Here is a 20,384-nt window from a genome sequence, read left to right on the forward strand (position 1 = left end):
AATAATTGTTATATTATAACAATTTGTACGAGGTCGACCTTGAAAAAAATTGTTAACAGCCTCATAGTGTCTATCATTAGATAGTTAGCTACAAAATATTGCCTAGACATATAATGTAGTGTTGTTAAATACATCGAATTTTCAAGTGAGTATAGCTATGGCGGAAGTGCGTGCCAGAATAGATTTCAAAGTAGGGGTAACAAGCAATATAGATGCTGAACTTCTGTCTTTTCATGGATTGAAAACAGATAAAGAGCATGTTGCTGTGATATTTAAATCAGCAGACAAGACACAAGACATACCTCTTGTTCGTATGCACTCTGAGTGCCTGACTGGTGATGTTTTCCATTCTTCTCGCTGTGACTGTGGCGAGCAGTTAGACGAAACCATTAGAATTATGGGTGAGACGGGTGGGGTGATCCTTTATCTTCGCCAAGAAGGTCGTGGTATTGGCTTGTACAACAAAATCGATGCGTACCGTCTGCAAAGCGAAGGCATGAACACCTATGAAGCCAACAACCACCTAGGTTTTGGCGATGATCTACGCGATTTTACTGAAGCTGCTGAAATGCTACGCGCCTTAGGTACTACAAAAATCCGCTTAGTCACCAACAACCCTAAGAAGATCAATGAGCTAAAATCTTTTGGTATTGAGATTGAAGAAGTGGTGAATACCTCTGCTCATATCAAATCGGGTAATGAAAGCTACCTGAAGGCAAAAGTCTCACACGGTAAGCATAATCTGGATATCTGATTAGCCTCTTTGTTACGCTTAACATAAAAATGTTTAAAGACCTCACATATGTGAGGTTTTTTTGTATTTATCTTGCAATAAAATTGTAAGTTTGTATTATTTCAATCCGTAGTGCAAATGATAATGGTTTGCACTATTACTACGAATAATAATTTAAAGCTCAACAAGGATGCTTCATGACCATTAAATCTTTAGTGACAAAAGCCGTAACTTCGTCACTCATTTTTGCCTCTGCTTCTTCTTTCGCAGCAGTAACTCAAGATCAAGTTGTAGAACATTACGCAGATATTGCGCATGCAGTGTTTGCAGATTCAGTAATTACAGCAAAAGCGTTGAACTCTTCTATTGATACCTTCTTAGCTTCTCCTTCTGCTGGCAACTTCGAACAAGTAAAACAAGCTTGGCTTGAGTCTCGCGTACCATACCAACAGTCAGAAGTTTTCCGCTTCGGCAACGCTGTTGTTGATGATTGGGAAGGCCAACTGAACGCATGGCCACTGGATGAAGGCCTGATTGATTATGTTTCGACTGATTACCAATATGAACTTGGTAACGAAGGCGCTAGCGCAAACATCGTGGCTAACAAGACTTTCCAAATTGGTCAGACTACCGTTGATGCAACCAACATCACCCCTGAGCTAATCGCAGACTTGAACGAGATCGGTGGTTCTGAAGCGAACGTAGCGTCTGGCTACCACGCAATTGAATTCCTACTTTGGGGCCAAGATTTAAACGGTACAAACAGCGGTGCAGGTGAGCGTGCTTACACTGATTTCGTTGTTGGCGCTGAGTGTACTAACGGCAACTGTGACCGTCGTGGCGCATACCTAAAAGCATCTGCTGAGCTACTTATCCAAGACCTAGAATGGATGGAAAAGCAGTGGGCTGAAGGCGAGAAAGGCAACTACCGTCAAGAGCTTCTTTCAGAATCTAGCGAGAATGGTCTTCGTAAAATGCTGTTTGGCATGGGTTCACTGTCTCTAGGTGAGCTAGCGGGTGAGCGTATGAAGGTTGCACTAGAAGCAAACTCTACTGAAGACGAGCACGATTGTTTCTCTGATAACACGCACAACTCTCACTACTACAACGAGCAAGGCATCTACAACGTTTACACGGGTCTATACAAGCGTGAAGACGGTACTCTGCTTTCCGGCCCAAGCCTGTTCGACCTAGTAGAGCAAAAAGATGAGCAAGCTGCGAAAGAGATTCAAAAGCAGTTTGACCTAGCACGTGCACAAGTAGGCGAATTAGTAACGTCTGCAGAGAAAAACAACCAGCACTTCGATCAGCTAATCGCTGCTGACAACGCTGCGGGTAATGCACTAGTTAACAAAACAATTGTTGCGCTAGTGTCTCAAACAGCGGCTATTGAGCGTGCTGCAGGTGTGATTGGCATTGATAGCCTAAACCCAGACACAGCGGATCACGAGTTCTAAGAGCCCGAGCCAAACACCAATATAAGGGCTCTCATTGGGCCCTTAATTGTTTGCTACTCAAAAAAGTCACTCCCAAATAAAAACTAAAATCAAAAACACAGCAAGGCAATGTATGAAGTCGTATCTCTCAGCCTCACTATTAACCGCACTGTTTTTAGTATCTCCATTACACGCCCATGAAACCTACTCTGGTGGCAAAACGACCGTGAAGAAAGAGGGAGCGAACGCTTTTTCTCTTCCTGCGGCCAACCTACCCATGAGCAAACGCTTAGATTTCAGCGTAGGTAACAGCTTCTTTAGAAACCCTTGGGTACCTGCACCCTCATCAACCGATGCTCGTGACGGTCTTGGCCCACTGTTTAACACCAACGGCTGCCAAAACTGCCATATCAAAGATGGTCGTGGTCACGCACCAGAAAAAGGCGATGAGAATGCGGTTTCAATGTTGGTTCGCTTAAGCATTCCAGCGGAAACACCAGAACAGCGACAAGCCTTCATTCGAGATGGTGGTATTCCAGAGCCGACGTACGGCGGTCAGCTACAAGATTTTGCGCTTCAAGGTGTAAAACCAGAGGGCAAAGTGAATATTAGCTATACGGATGTTCCTGTTGAATTCAAAGACGGCACTGTCGTTACTCTGCGTAAGCCCATTTTGAAGATTACCGATCTTGCCTTTGGCGAGATGCATCCTAAGACTGAGTTTTCAGCTCGAGTGGCGCCGCCAATGATTGGTCTTGGTCTGCTTGAAAGTATCCCACAAGAAACGATTCTAGGATTTGCAGAGCAGCAATTTGCTGACAAGCAAGGTGTGTCGGGTAAAGCTAACTATGTTCTTGATGTTCAAACCAATGAAATGGCGCTAGGTCGTTTTGGTTGGAAAGCCGGACAGCCAAACCTAATGCAACAAAATGCTGCAGCATTTAACGGCGATTTGGGCTTAACAAGCAGTTTGTTCCCGAACGAAAACTGCACATCAGCTCAATCAACCTGTGATGATTTTCCAAATGGTGGTGAACCTGAAGTCAGCGATAATATCCTAGATTTTGTTGAGTTCTATTCGCAGCATTTGGCGGTTCCAATTCGTCGCAACGTTGATAAGCCTGCGGTTGTTCAAGGTAAAAAACTGTTTAAAGCTATTGGTTGCCAAAGTTGCCACCAAGCTGAAATTCGCACAGCAGAACGTGAAGGCTTGCCTGCATTGTCTAATCAGTTAATTAGCCCATATACCGACATGTTGCTACACGACATGGGTGAAGGTTTAGCAGATCACCGTCCTGAGTATCTTGCGAATGGCCAAGAATGGCGTACAACACCTTTATGGGGATTAGGCTATACCAAAGAAGTGAATGGTCACACCTTCTTACTTCATGATGGTCGTGCGAGAAATGTTATGGAAGCTGTGCTTTGGCATGGTGGTGAAGCAGAAATGGCGAAACAAAACGTTTTAGCTCTTAGTAGCAGCGAGCGTGAAGCGCTATTGGCGTTCTTAAACTCGTTATAAGCTGAGTTGAATTCAGTTTAGTTAACGGCTAATGGCTTAAGAAAGCCGCTATCAAAAGACTGACTGCCGCTGAACTTGTAGCAATACGAGGTCAGCGGTCGTTTCATATTTATTGAACTCATATAATTAAAAGAAAAACTAGGAAGTAAGGTAACAGCATGGCACATAAATTCTTGTTAATGCCTTTATCGGTATTAGTCATAGCAGGCTGTCAATCATCGGGTGAGCAAACGGCTTCATCTGAGGTTAACGGTGTCTCTTATCAAGCAGATACAACCAATCATATTAGTCGCAGTGTTTATCAGCAGGAGTTTGATTCTGCAGTCCTATTCGCCAAGCAAGCCAACGAGCTGGAAGTCTTGATGCAAGGGTACTGCCAAACTAATGATGTTGAGTTAGATGCTTTGAAAAATCAGTGGCAGCTCACCATGAACAGTTGGATGGCACTGCAAGGACAAGAAAGAGGCCCAACGGCGGCACTTGAAGAGAGCTGGAATGTTCAATTCTGGCCAGACAAAAAAAACACCACCGGCCTAAAAATGCGCCAGCTGACTCAGCAAGATAAAGCTTGGTCTCAAGATGAAATTGCTCAACAGAGTGTGACGGTTCAAGGACTAGGTGCGCTCGAGTGGTCTCTTTACGACGAGCAATCTCCACTACTGCAAGATAAAGCGTCTGGCTGTCTATCTTCACAAGCTATCGCACAAAACTTGGCGATGAAATCGGCTTCTATTGCTGAGGCTTGGCAGGTTAACCCTTGGTTAGCGTTAGACGAGATGCGTTGGGAGTCTGAATACATCGCTTTACTGACTAACCAACTTGATTACAGCATGAAAAAGCTGAGTCGCCCAATGGCTAAAATTGGTCATCCACGCCCATATTTCTCGGAATCTTGGCGCGCTCAAACCTCAATGACTCAGCTGAAAGCGAACGTAGCGGCGCTAGAGAAATTGTACTTAGCAGATGGTAGTGGTCTTGATGGTTTATTGAGAGAGAAGGGCTTAAATGACCTTGCCGATCGTGTTGCAGCCCAGTTCACGTTAACGTTAGATACTTGGCCGACAGATTCTAGCTTGTTTACTCTCCTACAGAGCAAAGAAGGCTACCGAGATGTGCTGACTCAATACAACAAACTAGAACGTTTGAAGTACCTGATTCATGAAGAAGTAGCGATAGAGCTTGGCGTGGTAATAGGATTCAATGCTACCGATGGTGACTGATATTACGCGAAGAACGTTACTCAAGGCTGCACTGGGTTGTGCAACTGTTCCATTACTTCCATTTGGCTGTGCGAGTCGAAAGGATGAGGCGAGTGCGTCGAACGATCCCCAACTGATTGGTTGTGCGCTGAATGGGCGAGGTCAATATTCAGCGGTTGTGGCTGACGAATATGGAATGCCATTGAGTCAACTTCCGATCCCCGATCGTGGTCATGGCGTTGCTATCTGTCCAACCTCATCGCATGCGGTGGTTTTTGCTCGTCGCCCTGGTGACTATTTTATGGTGTTTGACTATAAAAATGGTCAGCAGATCAAAATGGTGGTGAAAGGTAACAACCGCCACTTCTATGGTCATGGCGTTTATTCATTGGATGGTAAGTTTCTGTATACCACCGAAGGGAAAACGGACACCAGCCAAGGCGTGATTGGCGTGTACGATGTCGAACAAGGCTATCGTAAGGTCGAGGAGTTCACTGGTTTCGGTATTGGTCCACATGAAGTGATCATCATGCCTGATGGTAATCTCGCGATTGGCGTTGGTGGCGTTCACACTGATGGCAGAACACCGAAAAACCTCGATTCAATGCAACCGAGTTTGAGTTATGTTTCTCCTGAAGGTGTGTTGCTTGATCAGGTTGAATTGCTAGACAAGAAGCTGAGTATTCGACACTTAGCCCATGATGGTGCTGAAACCGTACTTTGTGGTCAGCAATATCGTGGTGAGCCAGACGAGTATCCTTCGCTTTTGGCGATGCATACCAAAGGCGGGCAGTTTGAATCACTGAACGCAGAGCCTGAGCAATGGGCAATATTTAATCACTACATCGCAAGTATTGCGGCGTCAGATGATTGGATTATTGCGACCTCGCCAAGAGGAAACTGCTACGGTATTTGGTCTAAAGACACTAAAGAACTCGTAGAACTATCTGCTTTATCAGATGCTTCTGGTGCTGTGCTGTTTGATGGTGAGTTTCGATTAAGCTCTGGGGCGGGCAGTGTGGTTAGCCAGCGCAAGCCTTATGAGAAATCAACTCAGCAATCATCGGTCCAGTGGGATAATCACTGGAGTGCAATTTGATTCATAAATCCCTTAAAAAATAACATGCTTACTCCCGTTTCTTTGCCATACTTATGGAATTGTTGGTGACGGAGTTAAGCATGTTAGCAAAATACTTCTGTGGATTATTGGTGTTAGTTTCCGTGCATGCATGGAGCTATGCGAGTTCTGACGAGAGCCGTTTCATTCCGGCGGAATCAGAACTCTCTTTCATGCTTATATATCCAGAGCTCACACAGAGTATCTATCAAGACACTTCTCTGCCTATCCTTTGGGATTCTCCTGAGCTGGTTAAAGCGTTTGAGTTCCAATTGTCGCTTCTTGAACAAGCGCAAATGGCACCACTCTTCGAGCGACAACTCAAGCAAATCCGTCACTATCAATCCCATGCTCAATGGCAAGAGTTGGACATATTACTTACCGATACTTTTATCTACTACCTGAGCTACGTTGAAAATGCGCCGCTTGCCGGTAAAGATTGGTACTTCTCGGGCAAGTTGCATTCCAAATTACCAGCGCCTTCTCCGCATATCCTGATGAGATTAAAAAGCAGCGTCGCCAATGATTACTTATTGGAGATGGTGTTGTCTTACGCGCCGCCTGTTGGGGATTTTGACCAATTCAAAGCAACCTATTCGGTGTTAGAAACCGCCTCTGAACTCAATATTGAACGATATAGACAGAAAGGTTTGAAGCGCTTGGGTGACGAGCTTTCAGACAAGACGGTTCTTGTTGAGCGCATTGCTTTGGTTGGTGTTGATACCTCGATGATCGCGGTCGATTTTCCCAAGTTCGATCGAGATCTGCAAAAGGCGATTAAATCTTTCCAACGCATGCACGGTCTTACGGATGATGGGATCATCGGGCCAGACACGATCAAATGGATCAATATGGGCTTTGATGATCGACTTACTTCCCTAGCATTGAACGCCGAGCGTGCACGCTTATGGCCAAGAAATAGAGACTCACTGATTGTGGTGAATGTACCTAGTTTTGATATGAAGTATTGGGAAGATGGGGAAGAGGTTTTTGAATCTAAAGTTGTGGTTGGGAGAAAATCGAGAAAAACACCACTCTTAGAGATAAAGCTTGATTCGGTTATCTTAAATCCGACTTGGAATGTGCCATGGAAAATCATGGTTAAAGATATCTTGCCTAAAGTAAAAGCCGACGAGAGTTATCTTGAAACACACAATTTTCAAGTGATCGATGGTTGGCGTTCGATGGAAACTGTCGATACTACCGAGATAGATTGGCAAACGATTAACTTTAACTCTTTTCCTTATCGAATGCGCCAGCAAGCAGGCTCTAGTAACGCATTGGGTTTGTATAAGTTCAATACGCCCAACAAGCGAGCCATCTATCTCCATGACACCCCAAGTAAAAGCTTGTTTAACGATGACTTCCGCGCCTATAGCTCTGGTTGTATTCGTGTTGAGCATGCCGAGGAACTCGCGGAGTTGTTATTTGCGACTAAGGTAAAGAAAGTGCCGAATCAGGATGATGAACTTGCGCCCAATACTAAGGTTCGTCTCAAGAAGCGAATTCCAGTGCATATCATTTATCAAACCGTGTTGTTTGAAGAAGGAGGCATACAATACCGCGGTGATATCTACCAATATGATAAAGAGGGCGGTTGATTGAAATATGGTCAAGAAAGGTGATCTTGACTGAAAAATGACAACCAAGCTTCTATTGATAAAATTATAATGAGTATCAATAACTAACCGTGCAAAGGTTACAAATACTAACGTTTTGCACGGTTTTTGTACGTTGACGCAGCAAATTCCATTATGTATCGTGCATTTTTCGTTCGATCTAATTGGTTTTTTTGCTGTATGTCTCAAAGTTTATTTTCACGCCGTCAGTTTCTGACTTACGCTGGTGGTACTGCTGTAGTCGCCTCTCTTACTCCTTCTATCGCTTTCGCTTCATACCCGGATCAACCAAGAACGATTAGAATGAACAATCTTCACACTGGTGAACGATTAGAGACTTGTTATTTCGATGGCACTAACTATGTTGGTGACGAGATGGCACGCCTTAGCAAACTGTGCCGTGACTTCCGCCGCAATGAGATTCATCCAATGGATAAGAACCTGTTTGATCAGATCACTCAGATTCAAAATGTACTGGGTATTCAAAAAGAAGTTCAAATCATCTCTGGCTACCGCTCTCCAGCAACCAACGAAGCGTTGCGCTCTAAGTCGAGTGGTGTCGCTAAAAAGAGCTATCACATGCTTGGTAAAGCGATCGATTTTCGTATCGATGGTGTTGATTTAAAGGAACTGAGAGACGTAGCTAAAAGTCTGCAAGCAGGTGGTGTTGGTTATTACGCTCGTAGTAACTTCATCCACATTGATACTGGTCCAGTTCGCAGCTGGTAGAGCTAAGCTGAGTTATTGAGTGATACGGTAGGCACTTGTCAAAGTAGACATCCAATGTCATAGTTTGCCCAAATTTCAGTTTGTTCTAATAATTCGGTTTATTGCTGCTCAGTTTGTTGCTGTTTAGTTTGTTATTGTTGGGTTTGTTGCCAATAACATAGCGATATTCGAGTTGTTCACCAGATTCGCTCTTTAAGGTTTGTATATGTCTCTTAAGTATCAAGTTGTACCTGTTACCTCTTTTTCTCAGAACTGCTCGATTGTGTGGTGTGATGAAACCATGGAAGGCATCGTTGTCGATCCGGGCGGTGATGTTCAACAACTCGCGGCTATCATTGAAGAACTCGGTGTTAAGGTTGTGAACTTGGTACTGACGCACGGTCACTTAGATCATGTTGGCGGTACGGTACCACTTGCTGAGATCTTGAAGGTTGAAATTGTGGGCCCGCATAAGGCAGACAACTTCTGGCTACAAGGTCTAGAGAATCAAAGTCAGATGTTTGGTTTCCCACTGTGTAAAGCTTTTGAACCAAACACTTGGTTAGAAGAGGGCGACAAAGTCACTTTTGGTAATCAAGTGATTGATGTGATTCACACGCCGGGCCACACGCCAGGTCACGTTGTACTGTTCAGTGAGCAAGCTCGTTTAGCGTTTGTGGGTGATGTGTTGTTTAACGGCGCAATTGGCCGTACTGACTTCCCACAAGGTGACTTCAATACGCTTATCGCTTCAATCAAGACTAAGCTTTGGCCACTAGGCAGTGACGTAACATTCGTTCCGGGCCATGGTCCTGAATCGACATTCGGTCGCGAGCGTGCATCAAACCCGTTCGTCGCAGATGAAATGCCTCTGTACTAATTAAATCTTTGATTTTACAACCGATTATTTGTGTCGATTGATTGAAAATGAAGCTTAGCTTTTGTCCTGAAAGCTAAGCTTTTTTATTGTGTGTGAACTTACTGGTAAACCTTAATCAGAAAGACGTTCAGCGGCAGCCAAGTAGCGTCGAGCCAGCCCCACAAACTCTTCTCCACTCATATTCAAATCATGGGTTGATATGAAAATGTCATAACCGTGGAAGCCCCTTTGATATTTCATTCTGTTGGCAAGCATCGCCTGCAATCCAGAATAGTTTTTAATCACCGCGTTTGGACTGTTTGTCTCATTCGGTGAATCAAGGTTGTCCTGTGATTGGTTATCGTTGAAATTTACGTTGTCGGTATTCTGCGACTCTTTGTATTGGCTTAGTTCGACACAGCCACTTTCAGTACAACGCGCATGGTAATGCGATGAGTCGAGAACCATATCCTCAAAGTTGGACTCTTTGCCTGCTTGTTTGGCTCCTAAGTACAAAAGTGCTCGTTGGCTGAGCAATAATTCACAAGTTATTTTAGGGCAAATCGAATCGAGGTAGGGCGAGTAATCTTTTACTTTAATTCCGACCCAGGGCAGAGGTTGATGCCAACCATCTTGTTCATAAGTGCAAAGACCAATTTTTTGGATGTTACTCCATTTTAAAACCCAACCCCCTTTGTAAAAGTGCTGCTGAAAATGAGTCGGGGTAAGTGTGAACATCACTCGGCTGCGCAGCATCAAATAGTAGCCAGTTCCCAGAAGCGCAATACTGCAAAAAGCACCCACGATCAGTAACTTTGGATTGTCACTGTAGAGCGAAACGATCAAGCAAATGAAGCCTAAAATAATGGCGAGGATACGGTACGAGCGAGTGAATGAAGGCAAAGAGAAATTACTAAGGTGACGAGTGTCCATAGGTAACACCAAGTTTTCATATTTTTGTCTGGATGGATAACCAGTGTATATGACCCTGAATTGATAAGTCGATGTTTAAATAATAGACGCTAGTAGACAATATCGGTATTTTTCGTCGACTTTCGACGCTTCACTCTACAAATAGCTCCTGTTTTTTGGTATAAATCGCGCTTCAAATTTTCACCACTGCGAAAAGAGCAGTGAACTGGAGAAATATTCAATGAGACTTGCTCATAAGCGTAAGGTGCAGGCTAAACTGCAGAAACGCACTAAAGCGGCTGTAGTTAAAGCAGTGGCAACGCCGAAAAAAGCGAAGCCTGTCGCAGAGAAAGTTGTAGCAGAAAAAACTGTAGCAGCAAAACCAGCGGTAGAGAAAGCAGTAGCAGCAACTAAAGAAGTTGCAGTAGCACTGACTCCTAAGCAACAACAAGTTCTAGACATCGTTGTTAGCAATGCTGAAGGCATTAACCCTAAAGGTATCGGCCTAGAAGCTGGTCAAGAAGACGCGAAAGCAGCTTCATGGGCAACAGGCGCATTGAAAAAACTTCTTGAAGAAAACCTAGTAGCGAAAGAGCAGCTAGCAGGTAACAAGGTTATCTACAAAGCTATCTAATCCTGTGGGATTACATTCGCTTCGTTAAGTTTTTAAGCCTCGATTTTCGAGGCTTTTTTGTATCTGGCACATTATGCCAAGTCCGAGCCCAAATCCAAGCCTAAACCTAGGCTCTATAATCTCAATTCCAATTCGATATACGGCTTAACTGATTAGTGTTGTCTCGTGTCAGAGCTTCGAATCAGCAAGCACTAAATTAGGGCGTTAGCTAGGTAGATCAAGAGAGCAAAGCCTTGATTTTTTTCCCTAAAATACAGCAATGAATAGAGCTTCATCACGAAATGGCAATCAATTGTTAAGAGTATTTAATTATTAATACTTAGGTATTTATCAATACGCATTGCCTTGGTGAATATCCAAACTCCTTTGAAATCGACACTATTCAATCATCTCCTACGTAGTTCTACTTAATCCTTTGGTCTAATACGTAACTTTGTTAACGCCATGCGTGCGTGCTCTCCCTGATATCTTGTTGCCTCATCACGGTGCACTCTTATGTTGAATCATAAAAAATGCTCATAGAAAGAGTGTTAACCCAACAAAGGACGTGAACATGAGTCTCATTTCTAACTCCCTCACACGAGTTTTTAAAAACGTTGCAGTAACTGCTGCGGCTTGTTTAGCTTTGGTCGCTACTGGTGCTACAGCCGCTGATAAGGTTTACCGTTTAAAACTTGCGGAAACTTGGGGACCAAACTTCCCAGTTTTCGGTGATGCAACCAAAAACATGGCGGCGATGGCTGAGAAGATGTCGAATGGTCGACTGCAAATCAGAATCGATTCAGCAAACAAACACAAAGCACCTCTTGGCGTTTTTGACATGGTTAAGTCTGGTCAATACGACATGGGTCACTCAGGCTCTTACTACTGGAAAGGTAAAGTTCCAAACACTCTTTACTTCACTTCTATGCCTTTCGGTATGACGCCAGCAGAACAATACGCGTGGTTCTATCACGGTGGTGGTATGGAGTTAATGGAGCAGGTTTACTCTCCACATAACTTGATGTCTTTCCCTGGTGGTAACACGGATATCCAGATGGGGGGGTGGTTTCAAAAAGAGATCAACAGCGTTGAAGATCTACAAGGTCTGAAAATGCGAATCCCGGGCTTTGCAGGCGAGATTCTTGCTGAGCTAGGTGCTAAACCGACGAACATTGCCCCAGGTGAACTTTACACGTCTCTAGAGCGTCGCACGATTGATGCACTAGAGTGGGTAGGTCCATCGCTGGATTTACGAATGGGCTTCCACAAAATCGCGCCTTACTACTACACAGGTTGGCACGAGCCGGGTTCAGAGCTTCAATTCCTAGTGAACAAGCGTACATGGAACAAGCTGCCTGAAGACCTACAAGAAATCTTACGTGTTGCAATGCGTACTGCGGCTTACGACATGTACACACAAGCAACGCACGAAAGTGGTAAGAACTGGGTTTCAATGAAGACAGAATACCCAGATGTACAAGTGAAAGATTTCCCACCAGAGGTTATGTCTGCTCTGAAAGAAGCGAACGATCGCCTACTGGCTGCACATGCTGAGAAAGATGAGCTAGCAAAAGAGATTCAAGCTTCACAAGCAAGCTACCTAGAGCAAGTACGTTCATGGACGGATATTTCACATAGAGCTTATCTAAATAGCCAAGCGAAATAATCGACAGTTGTTGAACTGAATCTAAATGAACCCGAAGCTTTTCTTATTGAGTATTTAAGAGTGAATAAGCCGAGGGTTCATTTAAAACATAATAACTAAGCAGGATAAATCCTGTATTACGCTCAAGAACCTTTTCTACGTCCTACAGCTCGTTACCTCAGCTGCGCGATGTCTTTTCAAATTCCATGGAGTCGGGAATGCGAAGTCTAATTTATATTGAACGCCTGTTTAATCGTATCGGTGACGCACTGGGATGGCTTTCCAGTATGTTGTTTATTTTACTTATCGCCAACGTCGTGTATGACGTTGTCATGAGATATGCCTTCAACGATGTCTCTATCGCCTTCCAAGAGATGGAGTGGCACCTCTTCTCAGCCGTTTTCCTATTAGGTGTTCCTTATGCCATCAAGGCTGGTGGTCATGTGCGAGTGGATGTGTTCTACGAGCAACTGAGCTTTAAAGCACAAGCGATTATTGACCTGCTTGGCACGCTTATCTTTCTACTTCCGTTTTGCCTGCTGGTGGCTTGGTTTGGTATCGATGTTGCCAAAGAGAGTTATGAACTGGGTGAAACCTCAGGCGATCCCGGTGGCCTGCCGTATCGCTGGATCATCAAAGCTATGATCCCGCTGTCATTCTTTTTGATGGCACTCAGTGGCGTAGGTTTGATCCTGCATTCACTGAATAAGATTTTTAATCCGCATCTTATCCATGCAAACAATATTCATACAAAAAACAAGTAGAGGCTGAACATGATTGGAATAGTAATGTTTTTCGTAGCCTTGTTTGCGCTTTTACTTGGCTTCCCAGTGGCGTTTACCTTTGGTGGTATCGCGTTAATCTTTGGTGTTTGGGCTGAGGGCATTGAAATGTTTGCCTTCATGCCATATCGAATTCAATCCATTATGGAAAACACGGTTCTGATGGCCGTTCCATTGTTTGTTTTTATGGGGCTCGTTCTACAAAAGACCAAGCTTGCTGAGCAGTTGCTTGAGTCTATGGGGCGACTGTTTGGCGGCGTTCGTGGTGGTATCGCGATTTCAACCGTATTAGTAGGTTCACTACTTGCGGCTTCTACTGGCGTGGTTGGTGCTTCTGTTGTTGCTATGGGACTTATCTCCCTACCTGTAATGCTCAAGTACAATTACGACAAAGGCTTAGCCTGCGGCACTATTTGTGCGTCTGGTACGCTAGGGCAGATCATTCCACCCTCCATCGTATTGATTCTATTGGGTGATGTTCTAGGTGTTCCTGTAGGCGACTTGTTCCAAGCGGCGATTTGGCCGGGCGTGATGCTGGTCGGCGCGTACATCGTTTATATCTTGATATACGCAAAGCTACACCCTGAAGCGGCTCAACCTATTGAACGTGATGACTCCATCAGCCGTAAGCAGGAAGTGTTTAATGCACTGAAAGCGATTCTTCCGCCTCTAGCGTTAATCATTGTTGTACTGGGCTCTATCTTCGCAGGTGTTGCTACGCCAACAGAGTCAGCCGCATTAGGTGGCGCGGGTGCGATGATACTTGCACTGCTTTACGGTCAATTTAGTTGGTCGATGGTGTACGAGGCGTCGAAAGAGACGGTGAAAGTAACGGCGATGGTATTTGCTATCTTGTTGGGTGCAACGGCATTCTCAATGGCGTTTACCTACACTGGTGGCGACTATCTGGTTGAAGAGTGGATGCTACAACTGCCAGGTGAAAAATGGGGCTTCCTGATAATTACCATGCTGGTGATTTTGATTCTTGGTTTCTTCATCGACTTCGTAGAGATCTGTTTCATCATCGTGCCGATCATTGCGCCAGTTGCTGAACTGATGGGCATCAACATGACATGGTTCGCTATCCTTATTGCGATGAACCTACAAACTTCCTTCTTAACGCCGCCATTTGGTTTTAGTTTGTTCTATTTAAAAGGCGTAGCACCTAAAGGCGTGACGACTAAGGACATCTACCGAGGTGTGATGCCGTTCATTCTGATTCAAATCCTCGTACTTGGATCACTTCTCGCTTTCCCATCTTTCTATGGAATGTGAGTGAAGCCAAGAATGTGAATGATATGTTTCGACGGCTATCTATAAATTGCTAAAGTAAAACGGCTTATTGATGTTCAGTAAGCCGTTTTTTGTGAGGGAAAGGAATGCCTCTAAAAGCCAAGCTGATTTTGCTGACGTTGCTCCCGTTGCTGCTGGTAACGGCGAGTATTAGTTGGATCTCGCTGCACCAGACTAAGACGTTAGGCGCTAAAGAAGTCGAGATCTTTAGAGACAGCCTAATCAAGTCGCGTGAAAACGCCCTCAAAGACACGGTTGATCTCGCGTTCGACGCCATAGAACACGTCTATAACGATCCAAATATCCAAGAAGCCCAAGCCAAAAAAAAAGTTCGAACCATATTGTCTAAACTTAGATATGGCTCTGATGGGTACTTCTTCGCATACGATCGCCTCGGGACCAACTTGGTTCATCCAATTCAGCCAGAATTGATAGGCCAAAACCTACTCCAACTGCAAGATGAAGATGGCGATTTTCTGATAGAGGCTCTGTTAAGAGAAGCGCAAACCGGAGGCGGGTTTCACCAGTATTTGTGGCAAAAACCGTCGACGGGTGAGGTGGTGTCTAAGCTGAGCTACGCCGCTTGGTTAGAGCGTTGGGACTGGATGATTGGCACCGGCTTGTATATTGAAGACGTACACCAAGAAGTGGCTTCGATGCAGGCTGCGATAAATAAGAATATTGAAACCACGTTCTTTTCGATTGTGGTGATTTTGAGCGTAACGGTCGCGGTCATCATCGTGCTGACCTTGGCTATTAACATGCATGAACATCGGATTGCTGATAACAACTTAAAGGAGCTGGCGCATAAGACGGTGATGTTCCAAGAAGACGAGAAGAAGCATCTAGCGCGTGAGTTGCATGATGGTATTAACCAATTATTAGTGTCGAGTCGTTGCCATTTGGAACTGCTCGGTAATAAGCTACAAAATGAAGACCTTAAAGCACATTTGAATAAGTCGCAGCATTCACTGATGCGAGCGATCGAAGAAGTGAGGCACATCTCGCATCAACTTCGTCCAAGTTCATTGGATGACATAGGCTTAGAAGCGGCATTGTCTTCATTACTGTTAGATTTTCAGGCGCACTCGGGCATAGAAGTCGAGACCATGTTTGCTACTCAACCTGGTAAGTTAAAATCAGAGGCGGCGACGACCCTATATCGAGTCGTGCAAGAGTCGCTGAATAATATAGAAAAACATGCACAAGCGACCAAAGTAACGGTTATCGCTCAGCAAATTGGTAATGTGTTGCAACTACTGATTCAAGATAACGGTGTCGGTTTCAACACCTATAAAGCGATGGAAAAACGAGGGATCGGGCTGCGTAACATGAGAGAGCGAGTGGAGTTCATCGGTGGTGACTTTGAATTGATGAGTGAGATTGGCCTCGGAACGGAAATTACAGTGTTACTGACACTAGAGGGATTAATGAATGAGTGAAGTTATTCGAGTTGTGATTGCTGACGATCACCAAGTGGTACTGGATGGCTTTATGGCGAGATTGGAACTCGAGCCAGATATTAGCGTGATAGGTACCGCCAGCAATGGACTAGAAGCGGTAGAGGTCGTTAAGTCTCTGCGCCCTGATGTGGTGTTGATGGATATCAGCATGCCTATCATGAATGGCATTGATGCCACCCATCTGATTAAAGAAGAAGACCCAGAAGCCAAGGTCCTGATGCTGACCATGCATAACAACCGTGAATACATCATGAAGGTGATGCAGTCGGGTGCTGTCGGTTACATGTTGAAAGAGATTTCGGCTGAAAAAATGGTACAGGCAATCAAAACGGTCAATCAAGGATCGACCTATTTCTGTGAAAAAGTCACGCAGAATTTGTTTACTCAGCCGATTACTCCCACGCCATCTGTCAAGAATCCATTGAGCAGACGTGAAGAGGCTGTGCTGAAATTAGTCGCAAAAGGGGAGAGCAGTAAAGAGGTCGCAAAGGCGCTGAATATCAGCTATCGAACGGTAGAAACCCATAGGCAAAATATTAAGCATAAGCTCGATATTCACTCTACGGCAGAGCTTGCTAAATATGCGGTCAGCTCCGGGCTTGTGGACTGATCTTACGCTAAATAACGTTAAATGTGTAATTTAATTACTAAATGTGTAATTTACGCCTCCTTTATGGAGGTTTTTTTAGTATTTTTGCGACAGGTTGATATTCTTCTTTTCGAAATTTAAGCGCCGAATGCAATGTTGCAAACTGTGCGCTGCAAATTAGAGAGGAAGCATGGAGCCTGTAAAAGATAGGTATAGTATTGAAAATACCGATTATACAGTAGGACAAGATAACGTTCAGAAATGGGGTTTTGATGTTCATAACCCAGTATTTGGAATCAGTGCAGGGGCGATCATTATCTTCCTGTTGGCACTTCTAGTCGCAGACCCTGAAACCGCAAAAGTGGCGCTTGATGGAATCAAATGGAAAGTCATTGGTAACTTCGATGGTTTCTTCATGTGGGCAGCAAACATCTTCGTAATTTTCTGTTTTGCCCTCATTGTCTCCCCGTATGGCAAGATACGTATTGGTGGCAATGATGCCAAAGCAGAGCACTCAAACCTATCTTGGATGTCGATGTTATTCGCCGCAGGAATGGGTATTGGCTTAATGTTCTGGGGGTTGCTGAGCCAGTAGCTTATTTCACTGGCTGGTATGAAACACCACTAGGTGTTGAAGCTTACTCTCCTGAAGCGGCGAAGTTGGCTCTTGGTGCAACCATCTACAACTGGGGTCTGCACGGTTGGGCGATTTACGCGGTTGTTGCTCTAGCGCTTGCCTTCTTCACCTTCAATAAAGGTTTACCTCTATCAATCCGCTCTATTTTCTACCCTATCTTGGGTGATAGAACTTGGGGTTGGTTTGGTCATATTGTTGATATCGTCGCTGTGCTTGCAACGCTATTTGGCCTTGCAACTTCATTGGGCTTAGGTGCTCAACAAGCAACAAGTGGTATTAACCATGTATTTGGTACCGATGGCGGTATTGGCATGCAGCTGATTGTTATCGCAGTGGTTACTTTCTTAGCGACAATGTCCGTGGTTCGTGGCATCAACGGTGGTGTAAAGCTTCTGAGTAATGTGAACATGCTGGTTGCTTTGGGCTTACTTATCTTCGTTACCATCGCTGGTGGCATGGCGGGTATTAAAGCAATCCCAACCGCGCTAATGGGCTACATTGAAAACTTCATTCCCTTAAGCAATCCTCACGGTCGTGATGACGAAACGTGGATGCAAGGTTGGACGGTATTCTACTGGGCGTGGTGGATGTCTTGGTCACCATTCGTAGGCATGTTCATCGCTCGTATCTCTAAAGGTCGAACGATTCGTGAATTCATCGTTGCTGTATTGTTCATCCCAACGACAGTACTCATCATCTGGATGGCTATTTTCGGTGGCATCGCGATTGATCAAGTGGCGAACAAGGTGGGCGAGATTGGTGTGAATGGTCTGCAAGATATTACACTTTCTCTTTTCCATACTTACGATGCTCTGCCAATGAGCTCTGTGCTTTCAGTGGTATCGATTGGTTTGATTATGGTGTTCTTTATCACCTCTTCTGATTCAGGCTCATTGGTTATCGATAGCATTACCTCTGGCGGTAAAGTGGATGCACCGGTTCCACAACGTGTATTTTGGGCGTTGATGGGCGGCGCGATTGCAGCGGTTCTACTATGGGTTGGTGGTACGGAATCTATTCAAGCACTGCAAGCTGGAACGGTATCGATGGCGCTACCATTTGCCTTCATATTATTGCTTATGTGCCTAAGCTTATTGCTAGGTTTACGAACTGAAAATCAATTGGTTAAGCACCAAAATGCTTTGAGTTAAAAGTATTTTTGATAAAAAGGTCGACAGGGTCGACCTTTTTTTCGTCATAAACTTGAGTAATTACGTGAATATTGTTTGAAATTCCATCGAGCCGATTCTAGTTTACTGAAAACAACAAGTTAACCTGCTAAACTTCAGACATCCAAGTATTTGAATTATTGTGACAACAGCTTGTACTACTTGGATCGTAGGTTCGAGTTTGTAATTAAGTCGCAGGTAAGTAAGGAATACGAGGTCAATAGACCCTAATAGAATTCCGTAGAGAGGGATAATGACTAAAGGTATAGATAAATACAGTATCGACAGTACGGATTACACTGTCGGTCAAGATAACGTCCAAAAATGGGGTTTTGATGTTCATAACCCAGTATTTGGTATTAGTGCGGGACTTATCGCTTTGTTCCTGATCGGTGTTCTTATTACAGATACCGCTTCAGCAAAGGCTGCGCTAGATGGCGTTAAAGGCCAGATTATCAATTCGTTTGATTGGCTTTTCATCTGGTCGGGTAATATTTTCGTAATTTTCTGCTTAGGTTTGATTGTTTCTCCGTACGGCAAAATCCGCCTTGGTGGTGTTGATGCGACGGCAGATTACTCATTCTTCTCTTGGCTATCGATGCTGTTTGCCGCAGGTATGGGTATCGGCTTGATGTTCTGGAGTGTGGCAGAGCCAGCGGCTTACTTCACGGGTTGGTTTGAAACTCCGTTAGGTGTTGAACCAAACACACCAGAAGCTGCAAAACTGGCATTGGGCGCAACCATGTATCACTGGGGTCTACACCCTTGGGCGATTTATGGCGTAGTAGCACTGTCACTTGCGTTTTTCTCTTACAACAAGGGATTGCCTCTTTCTATCCGTTCTATCTTTTACCCAATTTTAGGTGATAGAGCTTGGGGCTGGGCAGGTCACATTGTTGATATTCTTGCTGTACTTGCAACGCTATTTGGTCTGGCGACATCGTTAGGTCTTGGTGCACAACAAGCGGCAAGTGGTATTCAGCATGTATTCGGCATTGAAGCGGGCCTAGGTCTGCAAGTTATTGTGATTACAGCGGTGACTTTATTGGCGGTAGTATCAGTACTTCGTGGTATTGATGGTGGCGTTAAAGTTATCAGTAACATCAACATGTTGGTGGCTTTCCTACTGCTTATCTTAGTGGCTCTAATCGGCTACGCGGTGACTTTAGGTTCTATCCCAACGACATTGATGGCATACATTGAAAACATCATTCCGTTGAGTAACCCTCACGGTCGTGAAGATGAAACGTGGATGCACGGTTGGACTGTATTCTACTGGGCTTGGTGGATCTCATGGTCTCCATTCGTAGGTATGTTTATCGCACGTGTTTCTAAAGGTCGTACCGTTCGTGAGTTCATCACAGCAGTACTGATTGTACCGACGACAGTGACTATCATTTGGATGTCAGTATTCGGTGGCATGGCGATTGACCAAATCGTGAATAACGTTGGTATTCTTGGTCAAGACGGCCTAACAGATGTATCACTAGCAATGTTCCAAATGTTTGATGCACTGCCGTTCGGGACTCTGCTTTCAATCATTGCGGTTGTATTGGTTCTAGTATTCTTCATTACATCGTCTGACTCAGGCTCTCTAGTAATCGACAGCATCACCGCGGGTGGTAAAGTTGATACGCCTGTGCCTCAACGTGTGTTCTGGGCGTTCCTTGAAGGTGCGATTGCTGTGGCTCTATTGTGGGTTGGTGGTACTGAAGCAGTACAAGCTCTACAAGCGGGTGCAATCTCGACGGCATTACCATTTACCATCATTCTATTACTGATGTGTGTGAGCTTGCTAATGGGTATGCGTACAGAAAAACGCTAGGCTTTTTAAGCTGAAATCTACTGCAATTTATACGCAGTAGAACGGTAAATAATATGAAGGCAGAAGAGGAAACTCTTCTGCCTTTTTTGTTTCCTCTTTACCGTGTTTTCTTGTCTCTTTTAAGCATGTGAAGTGCGATAAAAATGTTAATAACCGTAGAGACAACACCGCCTTAAATTTGGCGATAAGCCAAGGATTTGACATTACTTAAGCTTATGGTTTGCTTAAAATTATATTACGTTATTAAATTATAAAATCGC

The 20,384-nt window shown here is 44.4% G+C and carries 16 protein-coding genes and 1 pseudogene; 16 read left to right on the forward strand and 1 reads right to left on the reverse strand.

The annotated features are described in order from the left end of the window. Positions 1–157 precede the first annotated feature (157 nt). From ribA to AB4558_RS07345, 8 genes are all read left to right on the forward strand, one after another. Positions 158–754, forward strand: coding sequence for a GTP cyclohydrolase II (ribA, locus tag AB4558_RS07310; protein ID WP_372073726.1), 597 nt, complete (start codon positions 158–160; stop codon positions 752–754). 176 nt (positions 755–930) lie between these two features. Further along, a complete protein-coding gene (locus AB4558_RS07315) occupies positions 931–2,190 on the forward strand; it encodes an imelysin family protein (protein WP_017063566.1) in 1,260 nt (419 codons plus the stop codon). A gap of 112 nt (positions 2,191–2,302) precedes the next feature. Further along, complete coding sequence (locus tag AB4558_RS07320) at positions 2,303–3,691, forward strand: di-heme oxidoredictase family protein (protein WP_372073727.1); 1,389 nt, start codon at positions 2,303–2,305, stop codon at positions 3,689–3,691. Positions 3,692–3,849: 158 nt separating this feature from the next. Beyond that, positions 3,850–4,911 (forward strand): imelysin family protein, encoded by a 1,062-nt coding sequence (locus tag AB4558_RS07325; RefSeq protein WP_372073728.1) that lies wholly within the window; start codon positions 3,850–3,852, stop codon positions 4,909–4,911. Then, the gene (locus AB4558_RS07330; RefSeq protein ID WP_372073791.1) at positions 4,901–5,989 is read left to right on the forward strand and encodes a DUF1513 domain-containing protein; all 1,089 of its coding nucleotides are present in this window, start codon (positions 4,901–4,903) and stop codon (positions 5,987–5,989) included. Before AB4558_RS07325 ends, AB4558_RS07330 begins: the two co-directional genes overlap by 11 nt. Positions 5,990–6,069: 80 nt before the next feature. After that, entirely contained in the window at positions 6,070–7,608 is a 1,539-nt protein-coding gene (locus tag AB4558_RS07335) for a murein L,D-transpeptidase (RefSeq protein WP_372073730.1), read from the forward strand. Between the two features lie 198 nt (positions 7,609–7,806). After that, positions 7,807–8,355 (forward strand): YcbK family protein, encoded by a 549-nt coding sequence (locus AB4558_RS07340; RefSeq protein WP_017066830.1) that lies wholly within the window; start codon positions 7,807–7,809, stop codon positions 8,353–8,355. A gap of 205 nt (positions 8,356–8,560) precedes the next feature. Next, complete coding sequence (locus AB4558_RS07345) at positions 8,561–9,214, forward strand: MBL fold metallo-hydrolase (RefSeq protein ID WP_017060954.1); 654 nt, start codon at positions 8,561–8,563, stop codon at positions 9,212–9,214. A 111-nt stretch (positions 9,215–9,325) separates the two neighbouring features. Here the strand turns inward: AB4558_RS07345 and AB4558_RS07350 are convergent, their stop codons facing one another. Continuing rightward, positions 9,326–10,126, reverse strand: a complete 801-nt coding sequence (locus AB4558_RS07350) for a DUF2982 domain-containing protein (protein WP_017060955.1) — start codon at positions 10,124–10,126, stop codon at positions 9,326–9,328. Between the two features lie 220 nt (positions 10,127–10,346). Between AB4558_RS07350 and AB4558_RS07355 the strand changes: the two genes are divergently transcribed. The 8 genes and pseudogenes from AB4558_RS07355 (at position 10,347) to AB4558_RS07390 (ending at position 20,124) form a co-directional block, all read left to right on the forward strand. Continuing rightward, positions 10,347–10,739, forward strand: a complete 393-nt coding sequence (locus AB4558_RS07355) for a hypothetical protein (protein WP_017060956.1) — start codon at positions 10,347–10,349, stop codon at positions 10,737–10,739. A 553-nt stretch (positions 10,740–11,292) separates the two neighbouring features. Then, the gene (locus tag AB4558_RS07360) at positions 11,293–12,387 is read left to right on the forward strand and encodes a TRAP transporter substrate-binding protein (RefSeq protein ID WP_017060957.1); all 1,095 of its coding nucleotides are present in this window, start codon (positions 11,293–11,295) and stop codon (positions 12,385–12,387) included. 197 nt (positions 12,388–12,584) lie between these two features. Beyond that, a complete protein-coding gene (locus tag AB4558_RS07365) occupies positions 12,585–13,130 on the forward strand; it encodes a TRAP transporter small permease subunit (RefSeq protein WP_017060958.1) in 546 nt (181 codons plus the stop codon). A 9-nt stretch (positions 13,131–13,139) separates the two neighbouring features. After that, complete coding sequence (locus AB4558_RS07370) at positions 13,140–14,423, forward strand: TRAP transporter large permease subunit (protein ID WP_029235146.1); 1,284 nt, start codon at positions 13,140–13,142, stop codon at positions 14,421–14,423. A 104-nt stretch (positions 14,424–14,527) separates the two neighbouring features. Next, positions 14,528–15,883 carry a cache domain-containing protein gene (locus AB4558_RS07375; RefSeq protein WP_017063573.1) on the forward strand — a complete coding sequence of 452 codons (1,356 nt, stop codon included), beginning with the start codon at positions 14,528–14,530 and terminating at the stop codon, positions 15,881–15,883. Beyond that, positions 15,876–16,514: a response regulator transcription factor gene (locus AB4558_RS07380; RefSeq protein ID WP_017060961.1), complete on the forward strand. Its 639-nt coding sequence runs from the start codon at positions 15,876–15,878 to the stop codon at positions 16,512–16,514. The genes AB4558_RS07375 and AB4558_RS07380 overlap by 8 nt, the downstream gene beginning before the upstream one ends. A 169-nt stretch (positions 16,515–16,683) precedes the next feature. Next, positions 16,684–18,281 (forward strand): annotated as a pseudogene (locus AB4558_RS07385) (BCCT family transporter). A 271-nt stretch (positions 18,282–18,552) separates the two neighbouring features. After that, positions 18,553–20,124 carry a BCCT family transporter gene (locus tag AB4558_RS07390; protein ID WP_017060963.1) on the forward strand — a complete coding sequence of 524 codons (1,572 nt, stop codon included), beginning with the start codon at positions 18,553–18,555 and terminating at the stop codon, positions 20,122–20,124. Positions 20,125–20,384 lie beyond the last annotated feature (260 nt).

The sequence above is a fragment of the Vibrio sp. 10N.222.51.C5 genome (genome assembly GCF_041474575.1).
Classification (GTDB): Bacteria; Pseudomonadota; Gammaproteobacteria; order Enterobacterales; family Vibrionaceae; genus Vibrio; species Vibrio crassostreae_C.